Annotated in this window: 15 protein-coding genes; 7 read left to right on the forward strand and 8 right to left on the reverse strand. The window is 68.2% G+C overall.

The genetic code is table 11. The features are described from left to right. Positions 1–465: 465 nt before the first annotated feature. Together ACF08M_RS40430 and ACF08M_RS40435 are read right to left on the reverse strand one after the other, a co-directional pair. Positions 466–792 (reverse strand): hypothetical protein, encoded by a 327-nt coding sequence (locus ACF08M_RS40430; RefSeq protein WP_392190303.1) that lies wholly within the window; start codon positions 790–792, stop codon positions 466–468. 256 nt (positions 793–1048) lie between these two features. After that, a complete protein-coding gene (locus ACF08M_RS40435; protein ID WP_392190304.1) occupies positions 1049–2053 on the reverse strand; it encodes a hypothetical protein in 1005 nt (334 codons plus the stop codon). A 295-nt stretch (positions 2054–2348) separates the two neighbouring features. Here ACF08M_RS40435 and ACF08M_RS40440 point away from each other — a divergent pair, with 295 nt between their 5' ends. After that, positions 2349–2570, forward strand: a complete 222-nt coding sequence (locus tag ACF08M_RS40440) for a hypothetical protein (RefSeq protein WP_392190305.1) — start codon at positions 2349–2351, stop codon at positions 2568–2570. A gap of 206 nt (positions 2571–2776) precedes the next feature. Here the strand turns inward: ACF08M_RS40440 and ACF08M_RS40445 are convergent, their stop codons facing one another. Further along, positions 2777–3157 carry a hypothetical protein gene (locus ACF08M_RS40445; protein WP_392190306.1) on the reverse strand — a complete coding sequence of 127 codons (381 nt, stop codon included), beginning with the start codon at positions 3155–3157 and terminating at the stop codon, positions 2777–2779. 212 nt (positions 3158–3369) lie between these two features. On the opposite strand from ACF08M_RS40445, the gene ACF08M_RS40450 reads away from it, so the two are divergent. Together ACF08M_RS40450 and ACF08M_RS40455 are read left to right on the forward strand one after the other, a co-directional pair. Continuing rightward, a complete protein-coding gene (locus tag ACF08M_RS40450; RefSeq protein WP_392190307.1) occupies positions 3370–4665 on the forward strand; it encodes a competence protein CoiA in 1296 nt (431 codons plus the stop codon). Between the two features lie 66 nt (positions 4666–4731). Next, positions 4732–5055, forward strand: a complete 324-nt coding sequence (locus ACF08M_RS40455) for a hypothetical protein (RefSeq protein ID WP_392190308.1) — start codon at positions 4732–4734, stop codon at positions 5053–5055. A gap of 81 nt (positions 5056–5136) precedes the next feature. Here the strand turns inward: ACF08M_RS40455 and ACF08M_RS40460 are convergent, their stop codons facing one another. Beyond that, positions 5137–6249 (reverse strand): integrase, encoded by a 1113-nt coding sequence (locus tag ACF08M_RS40460; protein ID WP_392190309.1) that lies wholly within the window; start codon positions 6247–6249, stop codon positions 5137–5139. Beyond that, on the reverse strand, positions 6246–7058 hold the full coding sequence (locus ACF08M_RS40465; protein ID WP_392190310.1) for a hypothetical protein: 813 nt from the start codon (positions 7056–7058) through the stop codon (positions 6246–6248). The genes ACF08M_RS40460 and ACF08M_RS40465 overlap by 4 nt, the downstream gene beginning before the upstream one ends. A gap of 267 nt (positions 7059–7325) precedes the next feature. On the opposite strand from ACF08M_RS40465, the gene ACF08M_RS40470 reads away from it, so the two are divergent. Further along, positions 7326–7955, forward strand: a complete 630-nt coding sequence (locus ACF08M_RS40470; protein WP_392190311.1) for a hypothetical protein — start codon at positions 7326–7328, stop codon at positions 7953–7955. 363 nt (positions 7956–8318) lie between these two features. Here ACF08M_RS40470 and ACF08M_RS40475 read toward each other — a convergent pair whose 3' ends face one another. Next, positions 8319–8471 carry a hypothetical protein gene (locus ACF08M_RS40475; RefSeq protein WP_392190312.1) on the reverse strand — a complete coding sequence of 51 codons (153 nt, stop codon included), beginning with the start codon at positions 8469–8471 and terminating at the stop codon, positions 8319–8321. A gap of 78 nt (positions 8472–8549) precedes the next feature. On the opposite strand from ACF08M_RS40475, the gene ACF08M_RS40480 reads away from it, so the two are divergent. The 3 genes from ACF08M_RS40480 to ACF08M_RS40490 all read left to right on the forward strand — a co-directional run bounded on the left by ACF08M_RS40480 (position 8550) and on the right by ACF08M_RS40490 (position 11443). Beyond that, positions 8550–9137, forward strand: a complete 588-nt coding sequence (locus tag ACF08M_RS40480; protein ID WP_392190313.1) for a hypothetical protein — start codon at positions 8550–8552, stop codon at positions 9135–9137. Positions 9138–9761: 624 nt separating this feature from the next. Continuing rightward, entirely contained in the window at positions 9762–9995 is a 234-nt protein-coding gene (locus ACF08M_RS40485; protein WP_392190314.1) for a hypothetical protein, read from the forward strand. Beyond that, complete coding sequence (locus tag ACF08M_RS40490; protein ID WP_392190315.1) at positions 9992–11443, forward strand: transporter substrate-binding domain-containing protein; 1452 nt, start codon at positions 9992–9994, stop codon at positions 11441–11443. Before ACF08M_RS40485 ends, ACF08M_RS40490 begins: the two co-directional genes overlap by 4 nt. Before the next feature lie 245 nt (positions 11444–11688). On the opposite strand, the gene ACF08M_RS40495 is transcribed toward ACF08M_RS40490, so the two are convergent. Together ACF08M_RS40495 and ACF08M_RS40500 are read right to left on the reverse strand one after the other, a co-directional pair. After that, positions 11689–13596, reverse strand: coding sequence for a hypothetical protein (locus tag ACF08M_RS40495; RefSeq protein WP_392190316.1), 1908 nt, complete (start codon positions 13594–13596; stop codon positions 11689–11691). Between the two features lie 388 nt (positions 13597–13984). Next, a complete protein-coding gene (locus tag ACF08M_RS40500; RefSeq protein WP_392190317.1) occupies positions 13985–14233 on the reverse strand; it encodes a hypothetical protein in 249 nt (82 codons plus the stop codon). Between the last annotated feature and the right edge of the window lie 190 nt (positions 14234–14423).

Raw genomic sequence — 14423 nt, forward strand, 5'->3', positions numbered from 1 at the left:
CTTCCGTCAACTCTGACACCTCCCGGACGGGCGCCCGAGGGCGCCCGTCCGGGTTCGGAGGTCGGCAGCAAGCCCACTTCCATAACAGGCCCTAGTCGCCGTACAGGTCCTCATCCCCGACCCCACCGTCCGAGCCGCCGCGCACGACATGGTGGCCGCCACTTATTGGATGCGGGACGCCGATACGAGCACCGAGGAACTCGCCGCGGCGCAGACCGAAGCGCGGGCCACGCACGACCAGTTCGTCGCCGCCGCCGCCGCGTACCTCACCGCCGCCTGACCCGCGACCAACCCCGAGAGGTAGTCATGACCGCCCCGCACCCGCACGTACGGCCACGGGCAGACAGACGCAGCGAGTTGGCCCCAGCGTCCTATCTCTGACCCATGGTGCAAAGTAGCCGCTACAGCTCGAACGCCAGCTGCCTCCGCCCGCCGGGTGGAGGCAGCGCCAACAGCGGGCAGGGATCAGGCGGCTTGGCGCAGATGGCGGTTCGTGTCGAGTTCCTTACGTAGCTGCTCGACAAGTGAGCGGCGGTCCGCTGACACCTTCTGGCTGAGTCGGGTGTACTCGGCATCCCCCTCAGCGTCAGGGCGGACCACAGCCCGATCCCCCTGCATCACCAGCAGATTCTCGACATAGGAGTCGAGCTGTTGAAATGACTCCGACACCGATCGCCACAGGGCCTGGACCTTGGGCGACCCGAAGAGCTGAACGCGCGCGGTGAGATCCTGCCGAACCTCGTCCAACACGGGGGCCGCGAAGGGCCAGCACCCCTCGCCGGCGACCGTCATCCGGATGCTGCGCGACCACGACGAACAGCACCAGGCGCCCGGGCATAGCGGGGTGGAGCGGTGACCGGTCAGAACCTCAGGCGCTCCCGCCCTCCGTCGGGGCGTCCGATCGACAACCACTCCAAGACCGCTTCCTGCCAGGGGCGGCATGTTGAGAGACGAGGACGTCGTTCCGGTCGTACTGGCCGAGCGCCGGCACGAAGAGATCCTGACGACGGAGATCCTGCCGACCTGGGCCAAGGGCGCCGTCGCTCGGTCACTTGGTGATCAGATCCCAGATTTCCTGAGTGGCCCAACGCATCGGGCTGGGGCCGTATTCGTTGAAGTTGCCGTCCTTGATGATCCAGAAGAGATAGGCCCCACCCAGAATCAGCGCCACTGCCACGGACTTCCAGCTCGGCCTCGGCATGCTGCCAGAAGGCTCGGGAAGGGTGTGGTGAGGCGTTGATCTTTTCGACGGCGCTGAAGAGGTCCTGGAAGCCTTGCCAGAGACCTCTCGCCGTGTTCCCTCTCTGCCAGACTGACGGCCTTTGACCTGCGTTGACATACTGGAAACGGACTCAGAGGAAAGATCCTTGGTCCGTTCCGTACTCTCCTCGATCAGCTGCCTGTTCTGCCGTCGCAAGGTCTTGACCTCACGCTGCAGTAGCACGACCTTGTCGCGCTGTTCGGTGAGTTCGGCTTCGACCTGCCGGACATAGATTTGCGCGCCAGTTAGGTGCTTGTTCTGCTCCTCGACGCCGTCTTGCAGCTCGCTCTGACCTCTCTCGGCAGTGCGGGCCTGTTCCCACGCAGCCCCCAGCTGCTCAGCCAGATCCTGGATCTTCGCATTGAGCTCGTTCAGGGTCTGCTCGGCGACCTGCTTCTCATCGGCGAGGTCCTTCTTCACCTGGGCGAGGTCTTCCTCACTACGGACCAGGTCTTCCTCTCTACGGACGGAGTCTTCTCGCAGGTGCCTCACCTGGATGGCAGGAGAACGACTGACTTTATGGGCCTGGGTACACAGGTCATTCAGCTGGGCAAGCACCTCAGCGGGCATGGGCGTGCCCCTCCCGGAGAAGAACTTCTCCAGCTCCGTCAGGAACTCGCGTGGTGCGAGCCGGACGCCGCTCAGGTAACGGGAGAGCGTCGCCGGCGAGATAACTGCCGCTTTGGCGATCTCACTCTGTGTGCCGCTGCGCGAGCGGAAGCCGTCTGCTACCGCGGCACTTAACGCCTTCGCGTATTCGGCCGCTGGCCCCGCAGAACTTGGCCGATCCATCACGACTCCCCCCTCAGGTACCCCGACAGTCCGGCGGAGCAGGTCCCAACCTTCCCAGACCCTCAGGTGTCGTGCGGTACGGCAAACCGAGTTTCGGTCAGGTGCGTGGCGCGAGTGATCGTCTGGACAGCCCTTCGGGTACGGACTCGCCCCTCCGCAACAACGGATTTGGCCGCCTCGTTTCCACTTGCCCGGAAACTTCTCGTTCCCTCTCCCGCAAGCTCATGGTCCGCCGCAGGGTCGATTGTGAGGCGCAACAGGCGCCCCTACATCATCGTGAGAAGCAAGGTCCCTCATGTCTGTTTCAACCGTGCCCATGCCTGTCCTGTTGGCTCTCGCCCTGTCCGTCGTGTTGCTCCTGGTATTGGGTGGAGCCCTGGTCGTGGTCGGTGTCATGTACGTGGCCTACCGTCATCCCCGGTTGGAGAGGCCCTTGAGTGTGGCCGCTGCGGTCGCCACCGCCTTGGTCGCAGTCGTCGCCGCAGTCGCAGCTGTTGCGGTTCTCGCCACGCAATGATCGAGGGGTCCCCCACGGACGGGGTCAGCGAGTTTTCGCACGCCTCCTGCTCGCACACCGGAGCAGCCGCGGGTCCTCTCCCTGTCCGACGACAAGAGCCGTCTCTCACCTGCGCCTCGCCGGGACATCTCTCCGTCGCCGACGGCGCCCGCACCGAGAAGCAGCTGCGCGAGCGGATCGCCCAGCAGCACCCGACCCTCCACCGCTCAGAAACCCGGGCACGGGCCGAAGTCCAGCAGACACAGGACGTCCGCCAGGAGGTAGCGGATCGGCGGTCTGCTCTCCTGGTCGAGCCGGTCCATGGCATCGACATCGAGGGACCAGGTCGCCTCGACATAGTCGAGCGCGCACAGCATCTGATCAGGGGTCATCAGCCGCACCCGCCGCCGGGCGGCCTCGATCCGCCCGCCCCAGCACGCGTACGCGGCCTGGTGGAGCGTCAGCGTGCTGTACCGGGTGGCCAGGCGCAGCAGCTGCTCGTCTTCCTCGGTGCGCTGCCAGCCGTCCCCGCGGGCCTCGCCCGTTCCCCTCGTGCGCCGCCGGCGCTCCGCCCGTTCCCGGTAGGCCCCCGTCGCCCTCGTCTCCACTGCCTTCCCCTCTCCCTGTAGTTGGCGCACACGGCTGTCCACGTGTGCGGCGCGAAAGGGAGCGTGACCTGCGAAGCGGACACCAGCCGGAACGGGTGTCGTCCTCCGCTTGGCGGAGGACGACGGGGAGGACTCGACGGCGCACCGGGCGCGAGGGGCGTGAGCCCGTCTCGGGCTGGGGACGCTTGCGGTGGGGCGCATGAGGGGGGCTGATGGGGTACACCGCCGTACACCCGTTATGGGGCAGGCTGGACGCGTCGCTGGACGATCTCGGGTGCCGTCGCGCCTGGACGGACGTCCATCGCGTCAAGGAGCTGGAGCTGGCGTGTCCGGAGTGCCGGGGACGGGTCTTTGCCCGGGTCTCCCAGCGCAGTGCCCGGCACTTCTACCACCAGGTGCGGCCCAAGGACTGCGAGCTTGCGAACGAGTCGCCTGAACACCATCTGTTGAAGCTGGAGCTGGCCATGGCGGCCCGGGCGGCGGGCTGGCGGGCGGATCTGGAGGTCAGCAGCGAGACCCGGAACTGGCGCGCCGACGTGATGGTCTTCGACGAACACGGTCGTCCCTTCATGGCGTTGGAGGCACAGCTGTCGCCGATGACGCCGCAGGACGCCCGGATGCGTACGGACCGCTACGCGCAGGACGGGGTGGCGGTGTGCTGGGTCGCCTTGCAAGACCGGCCGTGGGAGCGTGTCGTGCCCTCGCTGCGGGTCCGCTTCCCGCAGCAGCGGGGCGAGACCTGGACGGTCTGGCACGGGATGGTGCGCTACGCCTGGGCGCCGCGCACCCTGAAGGCGAAGGCGAAGTGGGAGCACATAACCTGCTCGCTCGGTGACGCGATCAAGTGGGTCCTTGAGGAGCGGGTGCACGTCCACACCACCATGAACGGCACGGTGTGGTGGACGGCTCCCGCCTACGAGCGCCTGGCCCTCGCCCGCGCCCAGCTGGAGGCCGAGGCCGAAGCCGTCAAGCGGGCCGCCGACGCCGAGCGTCGCCGCCAGGAAGCCGCCGACAAGGCCGCTGCCGCTGCGCAACGCCGCCGAGAGGCCGAGGAGCGTGCGCGGGAACGGAAGCGGGTACGGGAGGCGGAGTTGCAGCGGCTGGCGGGCTTCTTCGCGTACGCCGGCCTGGATGCCTTGGTGTGGGAAGCCTTCACGCAGATGGTCCGGTCCGCTTCCGGCAAGGCAATCAAGTACGGCGATCAGAGCCCGGCCCACGGCAACGGGCTGCTCGTCTATTCCCGGGCGAGGTGGGGAGGCGGCGAGTTCGGCCTGGCTGGTGTGGTGTGTCCTGATCCGAAAGCACTCGCCCGGTGGCCGAAGGACCTGACGATCCTGGTACCGAATCAGACTTGGCTCTCTCGCATCCAGGCTGCCGCCAGGAGCTCGCTGAAGGTGGCGGTGCTGAACCCGGTCACCGGGCGCATCATCTTCGTACGTGTAGCCCCTCCCGGGGCCCCGGGGTCACCGGTTGGTTCCGTTGGGTCTAACGGGACCAACCGGGTGTGAACAGGCGCGGCTAGAGACGGGCCAGGTGCTCGAGCACGGGATTGGCCAGCGGCAGTGGCGGCCCAGATGTCCTGGGACGACCCGGAGCAGGAGCTGGGCCAGCCGTGCCCGTGCGGCAGCACCGACGGGCTGCACGGCGAGGAGTGCGACTGCGAGGACGACGCCGCCCTCATCCACACCATGCGCCTCCCGGGCAGCCGGAGGGAAGTGACGCTCTGGGAGGACCACTTCACCTGCACCTACAGCTGCAACTCGTACACGCAGAAGGTGACGCTGCCGGACACGCCCTGGGGCGTTCGGGAGGAGGAGGCGGGCCGCGTCCGCATCTTCCCCGGCGTCCGCCATCCCCAGGAGGACTACCCGGGCCTCATCGAGATGCGGCACGACTGAGCGGAAGGACGCCAAGCACACGTCAGCCCCGGTCAGACCTGTTAGTTCCAACGGGTCTGACCGGGGCTGAGCTGTGTACGGTCAGGTGAGGCTGGCGGAGGCGTTGTCGTCCCAGCCGTCGTCGCGCTGCATGTAGCCGAGCATCGAGCGGGAGTGCCGGGCCCAGCCGCCCTGGTCGGCGATGGCGATGCCGTCCTTGCCCTTGCGACGGCCCACGGAGGCCAGGCCGATGCGCAGGGAGTGGCCGGTCCAGGCGATCGGCACCCCGGCCCGGGTGGAGATGCGCTTGATGGCGCGGGTGACGGAGTCCGGTCCCATGCCGCCGGTGATGTGGCCCCACTGGTCGATGCCGACGAACGCCGGCGTCGACGGGGCGGCCCACTGCGGGCCGTGCTCCGCGACCAGCCGAGTGCGGTACGCGGTCCAGGCCCGCACCGGGCAGATCTCGGGATCGTCGGCGTAGCGGATCTTGGCGTTGCGCACCGAGTGCTTGGTCTTGCCGGTGAGCACGGCGACGGCCAGGCCCCGCGGGTGCAGCGTGACGTCACCGGTCAGCAGCCCGGCCGGGTCCTGGGAGCGGCTGGCGTAGTGGAAGCCGGTCAGCGTGAGCGCCTTGTCCCGGTCGCCGGTGAGGGTGTCGGGGCAGGCACCGGCGACGGCCCGCAGCCCGTCGACGTCGGCACCGACGGCCTGTCCGCGGCCGCGTCGCTCCCCGGCCTGCAGGAGCTTGACCGCCAGGCCCTCCAACCCGGCGCGGGCCTCGGCCTGGTCGTCGCCGGACACCATCACGCCGCGCTCGCGCAGCCCGACAACGGCGGCCGCCAGGTGGGTGGAGGCCGAACTGGGGGCGTAGCCCCTGCCGTTCTGCTGGCCCTCGCGCAGCATCCAGGCGACGAAGGTGACCAGGGCGCCCCGGGAACCCTCCAGCTCCGGCAGGCCGCCGGCGGCGCAGAACCGCGTCCACACCCTCCAACTCTTGCTGTAGGTGTCGACGGTGTTGTCGGGGGTGATCTCCTTGGCGACGGCATCGGCCAGGTCCTCGTCCTCGGCCAGGCGGCGCGCGGCGTCGACACCGTGACGTTCGGCCCACCGCTCGATGAGCGCCTGGCGCTCGGCGGCCGCCGGGTCGAGCACCGTCGGGACGGCCTCCGGCCCGGCGGTGTCGTCGGCAGCCGTCTCCAGGATCACGGTCACGGGCGGTCGCCCTCCGCGGTCCGGTCCTGGCCGGGCACGCGCTCCTCGGCGGCACGCAGCGGGATGTATTTGGCCCGTGGCCAGCGGGCGATGTCGAAGGCCGGGTCGTCCTGCCAGGGGAGGGCGAAGTGGCGCAGACGGTTCCAGGCGTCCCGGCGCTCCATGAGGTCCCGGTCGATGTCGGTGTCGCAGGTGAGCGACATGTGGACATCGTCGCGGGTCATATCGATGGCCGTCTCCAGAGCGAGTGCAGCGCGGTGTTCCTCGGTGCCAGCCCGGTGCAGGCCCAGAAGCCGGTCGGTGTGCTTCTTCAGGAAGCCGTGCAGGGCGTCGAGGTGCGCGCGGGTGATCCGGTCCGCGTGCACCTCGGGCTCGTCGCCCGACGCGCCCTCCTTGGCCACGCGTTCCGCGACCGCCCTGGCTTCGGCCTCGGCGTTGTGGTGCTCAATCCGCGCCCAGGGCGCGTACCGGTGGGCTTCGCTGGTGTCGCGCCAGCGGTCAGCCAAGTCCACGAGCCGGTTCCACTCCCGGCGCACTTCCTGCCGGTGGCCCAGCGTCCAGTCCGAGTCGATCCTGCGGGCGCGGTCCGCGTCGCGGTTCCTGATGCCGTGCCGCACACCGCCGGCGATGTCCCGGACCAGGCTCTCGAGCGCTTCGGCGGTCCAGCGGGCGTCCGTGCCCTTCTCGGACGCCGACTCGAGCGCACTCAGCTTGGTGATCAGGAAGTCGGTCAGGCCGTCGACGTGTGCGGCGGTGATGTCGTCGCCGTAGTGCAGGGTGCGGAACTCGGTACGGACATCGGCTGTCATCGGTCTGTGGTGTCCCTTCAGCGGGATTCAGCGAGGCGGGGCTGACCGATCGTCATGTCCCGTTCTGTCGCATCGGATAAGGAGAGCTTATCCGACGCGATCCCCCTTGTACGCGAATCGCGGACGGCGAGCGCGGGCTACCGGAGGGCGCACCCGGAGCTCCGGACCGCGCGTGATGAGCCACGGAAAACCGAAAGCGGACTACCGAGGCCCGGATACGGAGGGACACACTTGGATCACTTTCAGCAATGACCGGAAGCGGGACGCATGTTCAAGACGTGGCGCGAGGAGTACCGGGCCAACCAGGCCGCCAAGCGGCAGATCGAACTGGAGCAGTGGGAGCAGGACAAGCGGTGGCGCGAGGAGGACCGGGCCGCCCGGCAGAAGGCCATCGCGGAGAACTCCGCCGACCTGGCCGTTCACAACGAGAACGTACGGGCGGCCACCGGCGTCTCCTACCTCACTCTGGTCTGCCACGAGGACACCTGGACCTTCATGGCCATCCGCGCCTTCGGCCAGTGGAAGCCTGAGTGGACCCAGAGCACCAGGCCCGTGACGATCCTGGACATCCCGAACGCGCCGAGCAGCATCGAGGCAAGCAGATTCGGCGTTGACCCGAATCTGCCGGAGGGACGGATCAAGAAGATCACCAGCGGCACGGCCAAGAACGGGATGCAGCAGGTGATCCTCTCCGGCCACAACCTCGCGCAGCTTCTGGCAGCACTGAACGAGGGGGCGAAGGCGGAGGACGTCGCGGTCTCCGCCCGATGCGGTCGGCTCTACAGCAAGCTCGTCGAGTTCGTGAATCTCATCGACCCGGACGCCGAGGCCGGCCAGACGACCGGCGTCACGTACCGCATCGACGACAGCATCGACTCCGCGCACGTCAAGCACTAGATCTCCACCACCCGAAGGCCGAAGGGCGCCTCCCCGATCAGGCAGCCGGGAGGCCCCTTCGTCCCCTCGGACCACGGACCGTGCGGTTCGGGGCTTCGCTGCGCCTACCGACCCGAGGCGCCCCCCTCGCCGGGTAACCGGTGGCGGGCGTAGACGGCTTCCTCGGGATGGGTGGTGGTGCGGAGTTTGATCCACGCGGCGTCGTGGCCGATGCCAGTCATGCATGAAAGCCGCCTGGCCTGCCATGAGGTGATGGGAGAGAAGATCCAGCGGCGTCGGGTGAGCTGATTCATGCAGCGATGCACACCCCGCCCTCAGCCGCTGACCTTCATCCGGATACTCGGCCGCTGAGCAAGCCGGTCACTAGTGCTCCTCGATGGCGTTCTTCACGTCGTGAATATCGAAACCCGCTTCCATCACTCCGTGAGCGATGGCGAGCAGGGCGCACACCGTGGCCTTTTGCCCCGGATCCTCGACGCTCTTCAGCAGCTGCTCCGCCTCGCTCGCGAACTTCAAGTCGTCAGGAGCGCCTGACAAAAGACGGTGTGTCAGGCTAGCCTGACACACCGTTGTCACTGATACAGGAGGAAGCTCATGTGGGACCACGACCTTGACGGCCGTCGCGAGCACGAGGGCCTGGCCCGCGCCCTGGACGACAGCGGGGCACCGGACGGACGGATCTGGAACGGGCACCGGTGGCAGGAGTGGGACGCCTGGACCGAGACCGGGCCGGTCACCCACCCTCTGCGCGCCGGCGATCCGACCGCGTTGCGCGCCGAGTGCCAGTGCGTCTGGCACGGGCCAACCCGCTCGCTCAGCGCGGACCCGTCGGTCACCGCCGCCGCGGTGAAGGCGGACTGGGAGCAGCACATCGCCGCTGCCACCATCGCGGTGCCGCCGCGCGACGTCGCAGAGGAGATGAGCGACCTGGTCCTCCGGCTCTACGCCCTCGCGCAGGATCGCCCGCTCGCTGCTCTCGGGGCGCTGCGCGAGCTGGAGGGAAGCATCGAGCCACAGCGAGTGATCGCGGTGGCCCGGGCTCGGCACCAAGGCGAGTCCTGGCAGAAGGTCGCCGATGCGCTCGGCGTCACCCGCCAAAGCGCCTGGGAGAAGTATCAGTTCGCTGGGACCGGGGCAGACGTCGATGCTGGCTACGCGAAGGCCGCACCGCCTGCCTCCTGAGACGCATTGCCCCGCGAAGGCGGTCCCGCCCGCACGGGCGAGGCCGCCTTCGACCGTTTCCACCCCCGCGGGTTGGACGGATTAGCTGTCTCGTCGACGCGCCGGTCATTCTCCTCAGCGGGGCGAGCGGTAGAGCGCGAGTGGTTGGTCGGCTTGTTGGAGGGGCGGCCCGCCGTTGCAGCAGCAGGCCGCCCCTGTGTACTGCGGTGTCCGGACCAGTGGACGTCCGCTGGCAGGTGCCCCGTAGGGGAGACCTGTCCATTTGAAGTGTGGGTGACGCTTCGTCGATCGGGGACCCGCAGGTGTTGCAAGTCTGATCCTGCAACACCGCAAATCCGTTGTGACCTGCACAAACGTTATTACGGTCCGAAGGCGGCGTCGATTGGCGAGGTAGCTGCGTTGGGGGAGCTCTTGGGGGTTGTTGGACGGCATTACAACTGAGGAGTCGTTGTTGCGGAACAACCCGCCCGCAATGCTAAAGCGCGGTTAACTCTGGCGACACGGCCGCTAATTGTTCAAGGCTGATGGATGTCACCGAGGCGTCGGCCGGGGTTTGCAGACCCCAGCCAAGGACGCGTGTGCCCGGCGGCACAGCCATCACCAGTCCGGACCAGAGGAGTCACCATGAGGAACCCGAAGCGCAGGGACAAGAGCAGGAGCACGGCCAGGTGTGTTCTGGCACCGCCCGTCTGGCGGCTGGGCGTTCTGGTCGTGATCGAGATCGTGATTGTCATCCTGGTGGCCGGGGGCTACGACCTGCCGACGGCGCTGGCCTACGCAGCCGGTGGAGGCATGGCCGCCAGCCACGTGACCCACCGCCTGTTCGACCTCTCATACCGGGGCGGGGGTGCGCGTTGAGTCCCGTACGGGAACACGACCCGCTCGACACCCCCGTCGAAGCGCTGGCGTGGGCGCTGGTGGGGCTGCGTAGCGAGCGAGGCGTGTCCCTGGGGCAGATGGCTCCGCGGGCGCACTTCGACAAGGGCACCCTCTCCCGGGTGACGAACGGTCGAGCCCTACCGGGGCGCGTACACCTGGAAGGTTATGTAAGGGCCTGCAGCGTTGACAGCGGGCCTTGGGTGGCTCTGTTGGGGCTTGCACAAACGGCCGTCCACCACGGGGACAGCGAGGCTCTTCAGGATTTCGCGGTGGCACTGAGACGCCTGTGCGTAGCCGATCTCCCGGAGTACAGCCGCACACTGGGCAGCGCACAGTCCCTGGTGACCGCGTGGACTCTTCGCAAGGAGCCTGGCGAAGAGGTCAGTCCCGAACCTGTGGTCAGCCAGGGACCGTCAGGCCAGGAAGAGCCGACAGTCCCCTCCAACATCCGTGAAGTCAGCACCCCCCGAAAGCTGCTGAGCCCGCCACGTCGACGCACCGTCCTGACAGGCTGCATCACCTGCCTCGCCGTTCTCGCTGCCGGCGGCATCTGGCTCATCGGCCATCACACCGGCACCACCGATGCCCGACCATCCGTCAGCGCGAGTCCGTCCAACAGCCCAAAAGAAGACTTCTCCTTGCAGCGACTCCATGATGCTCAAGCCGGAAAAGTGACGTGGAAGATCGGGGTAAAAAGGAGTCAACTAGGCCTGAGTGAAAAAAAGAAGCATGGGTGGAGCGGAGTGGAAATCGAGTACGCGAAGCTAATCGCCAAAGCTCTGAAGATCAAAAAATGGAAGTTCGTAGACCAGGGGACAAACGGGCGCGCGGAGGCACTGGAGAACGGATACGTAGACATGTTCATCGGGACTTACGGGATCTCCGTTGACCGAAAAAGAGGCGTTGACGGTCACCCGCCTGTCCTCTTCGCCGGACCGTACTTCCAGACACCCGAAAGAATCATGCTGGAGCGTTTCCCAGGAACCAAGAATGCACGGATCCAACGCAGGAACGTGCCGGTGAACGCCTTCGAAGACCTTCCCCCAGACACTCGCGTATGTGTAGTTAAAGGGTCGACCGCAGATGCATTCCTCAGTAAGGAGAAAAAATTCGAGAAAAGGGCCACACCGAGCGACTACGACCTCTGCATCAACGAGCTTAGAGGGAAATATGACGCAGTGATGACAGACTCCACCATCCTGCAGCAGTACGAAGACCGGCACCCGGACGCCTATGTCATCGCCCACGACCCATTCGGCGTCCCCGAAAAATATGGAATCGGACTCAAGCAGGATGCTTTGGGCCTCCAGCGTGAAGTCTGCAAGGCGATGAGGGACGTGACGAAAGAAGCAGAGGAGCTTTACAAGAAACTGGCTGTTAATGGCGCAAGCGTACCCAACAAGCTAGACGAGCGCCCTGCTCCATGAGCCTCTTGCGAGTGGAGCGGTGCGGCGGCCGCAGCCGAGCGAGGGCGCATCCGGCCGTCTTCGCGAAGGTGGCCCCGCCCGCTTCCTGACGCCCTGCCCCTCGAAGGCGGCCCCGCCCACTCGGCGAGGCCGCCTTCGACTGTTTCCGCCCCCGGGCATGATCGGATCACTGAATGGCCCGCTCCACACCGGCGGTGCGCTGCCCTGGCATTCAGGCCGACTCCACCCAGCGTTGCCGGCGGCTGTCACGGGTGTAGTCGGCCGGTCTTCTCAGGGTGGGCGGCTTGGACGTAGCGCATGGCGGTGGAGTCAGCGATGGCGAAGAGGCGGATGAGACGGACGGGGTCGGCGCTGTGGCGGGCTTCGGCGAGGATCCGGTCCTGCCACAGGGCGCGGGCGGTCAGTTCGGTGCGGCCGATGGCGTTCCGCAGGAGTGTTTTGCCGATGGGTGGACCGGTGGGGTCGAGGGCGGTCTGGGCGCTGACCAGGAGGTGGGGGTTGGCACAGGCGGGCCAGGTGTTCTGGCGGTGGGTGAGCCAGGTGCACAGGAGCTCGGTGGTGAGGGAGTCGAGGTAGAGGGTGCGGCTTGGCAGCCGGAGGCGGCCGTTGGCCAGGTCGAGGTCACGCAAGGGGATGGCGGCGGCCTGGGAGGGCAGGACAGCGTGGATGGCGGTGAGGGCGACGAGGAGGCGGGCGAGGGGGGTGTGAGCGCGGTCGAGGAGGCTGGCGAGCCGGTTGCTCGGCAGGGAGCGGGGCAGTGGCGGGTTGGCGGGCAGGTGGATGCCTCGGGTGGGGTCGCGGAAGACGACGCGCTGTTGTTTCAGGGCACCGAAGAGGCTGCGCAGGACATGGTGCGCGCTGCGGGCGGGTTTGCCGGGTGCGCGGGTGAGGACGTCGTGGATGTCCTGCTGGGTGATGGCGGTCAGGGTGGTGGTGTGTTCGCTCCACATGCGCACGATGGGTGCGGCCTGCCACAGGTAGCCGCGGATGGTGGCGGTGGGCAGGAGCCGGTGGCGGCGGCGTCCTTCGCCTTTGAGGACAGTGACCCAGTGGTGGAGTTCGGTGCGCAGGGGGTCGGGGAAGGTGGCGGTGAGCCGGTTGATGGCGGCCTGGTCGTGATCGACGGTGGGTGCGGGCACGAGGTGCCCGAGCTGGGTGAGGAATCCGATGACTCGTTGGGCGCTGATGTTCGGATCGAGACGGGCCAGGTCCCGCAGGTCGGCTTCGTGGACGGGCGCCGCGGCGCCGAGGTGGGCCAGCACGATCCGCAGCGCGCGCAACGCTGCGGTGTGACCGTGCGGGTTGGGGTCGGTGAAGCGGAGCTGGGCGCGGCAGAACCGGGTGAAGCCATCCAGTAGCCGTTCCGCGTCGGGAGTCAGGGCCGGCAGTTCGTCCGCGGTGAACGAGGCGAGCCTGCTCCAGTCGCGCATTGCCGGGAACAAGGCGCCCTGCTGGGGGTCGACGAGATGCTCGGAGACTGGTCGGGGTGCCGGTCTGCGCCGGGCGCGTTCCCGGGCCCGGGTGCGGTGCGTGGTGGCGGTGGTGTCGTAGCCGAGGAAGTGGGCGGGGTGCTTGAGCTGGGTGACGGGCCGCTTGCCCAGGGCAAGCTGGAGCTGGGTGTGCCCCGGGGTGTCGGGGCCGTGTTCGCGGACGTGGATCAGGCAGCCCCGGCACAGAGCGGCCGCCCTGGACAACGGCAGGGTGCGCGTGCAGCGGGCGCAGCCGGCCACGGGGTAGCGGATCGGCTCGTGTTTCCAGCTCTCGCAGCCCCGGCACAGCCCCTTGGTGACGCCCCAGCAGCCGCAGTGACCGCAGCTGCGCGTCGGCCACCGGTTTTTGGGCTGGGACCGCGGCATGAGCAGGCCGGCGCGGCGCAGGACTTCGACGGCGCCGCCGGTCCCGTTCTTGGGAAGCTGATCGAAGTACTCCTCGGCAACAAGCCGGGCGCCGTCGGCATCCCGCATCGACAAGGCCGCGCGTACCAGCCTCAGCACCATCCGCCGCCAGGAGTCACTCACCCGGCGCTCGCCGGCAATCTCGGCTGCCAGGGCGGCGAGCCGGGGCCACTCCGGCCAGGTCCGGTCCCGGATCCGGGTCAGGTGAAGAGCATCGACCGTCCGCTGTGCGGGGAGGAGAACCCCCTGCCCGGGCACGGCGCAGGGATTACGGTCTGATCGTCCAGATGCGGCCTTGCCCGGCGTCCGGCCTTCACGTTCCGCCGCTGGCTGCGCGGCCGTACGCCGCCGCGGGACAATGGCAGGGCGAGGCCGAGCCGGCCGACGGACACGTGAACCATCAGCTGGATGTCCTCCGGCCCGAGCGCATCATCGAAGTCCGGGGCACGCTCCTGCGACCGCAGGGTGATCAGGCACAGGCGGCACAGCCCGTCGATACTCACCCGCTGCCGGTGCCGGGCACAGCCTGCACACCGCCGACGGCCCGGCGGCGGGCTGCCACTCCTTGCAACCACCACACACGTCACGGGCGAACTCACCCCAGGTCAGGCACTCGCGGCACTGCCGCGTCCGCTCCACGTCAGCCTCAGTTCGGCGGAAGCAGGCGGCGCGGCCCATCGCGCCGAGGTACCGGGCGCACCGGCCCCGGCCTGGCCCTGGGCACCTCACCCGCCGCCAGCGACTGCGGCTGCTCTTCAGAGGCTTCGGCGACGGCGACCGGCTCGGCCTGCATCAGGTCAGCGACCGTGCACTGCAGAGCCTGGTCCTCGCCGCCGCCGACCCGTTTATCGACCGCACCGTACTCGCCCGCCAGATCACCCGCGAAGAAGAACAACGCCGCGCCCTGGCCGCCTTCCTGAACGGCTGGGACGCGGCGGGCGGGGAAGGACCGTCGTAGCGCTGTACGGACGCCCGCAGACTCAGGCTGGTGCTGGTGCTGGTGCTGGTGCTGGTGCTGGTGCTGGTGCTGGTGCCGGTGCCGGTGCCGGTGCCGGACGCAGTGACGCGAGCGGGGACCGCCGGCC

The sequence above is a fragment of the Streptomyces sp. NPDC015032 genome (assembly GCF_043080425.1).
Classification (GTDB): domain Bacteria; phylum Actinomycetota; class Actinomycetes; order Streptomycetales; family Streptomycetaceae; genus Streptomyces.

Bases quoted from the DNA above. Each gene is read 5' to 3' on its own strand.
- ACF08M_RS40440 (WP_392190305.1), top strand. From the start codon at position 2,349: ATGTCTGTTTCAACCGTGCCCATGCCTGTCCTGTTGGCTCTCGCCCTG.
- ACF08M_RS40470 (WP_392190311.1), top strand. From the start codon at position 7,326: ATGTTCAAGACGTGGCGCGAGGAGTACCGGGCCAACCAGGCCGCCAAG.
- ACF08M_RS40435 (WP_392190304.1), bottom strand. From the start codon at position 2,053: ATGGATCGGCCAAGTTCTGCGGGGCCAGCGGCCGAATACGCGAAGGCG.
- ACF08M_RS40480 (WP_392190313.1), top strand. From the start codon at position 8,550: ATGTGGGACCACGACCTTGACGGCCGTCGCGAGCACGAGGGCCTGGCC.
- ACF08M_RS40485 (WP_392190314.1), top strand. From the start codon at position 9,762: ATGAGGAACCCGAAGCGCAGGGACAAGAGCAGGAGCACGGCCAGGTGT.
- ACF08M_RS40455 (WP_392190308.1), top strand. From the start codon at position 4,732: ATGTCCTGGGACGACCCGGAGCAGGAGCTGGGCCAGCCGTGCCCGTGC.
- ACF08M_RS40465 (WP_392190310.1), bottom strand. From the start codon at position 7,058: ATGACAGCCGATGTCCGTACCGAGTTCCGCACCCTGCACTACGGCGAC.
- ACF08M_RS40450 (WP_392190307.1), top strand. From the start codon at position 3,370: ATGGGGTACACCGCCGTACACCCGTTATGGGGCAGGCTGGACGCGTCG.
- ACF08M_RS40430 (WP_392190303.1), bottom strand. From the start codon at position 792: ATGACGGTCGCCGGCGAGGGGTGCTGGCCCTTCGCGGCCCCCGTGTTG.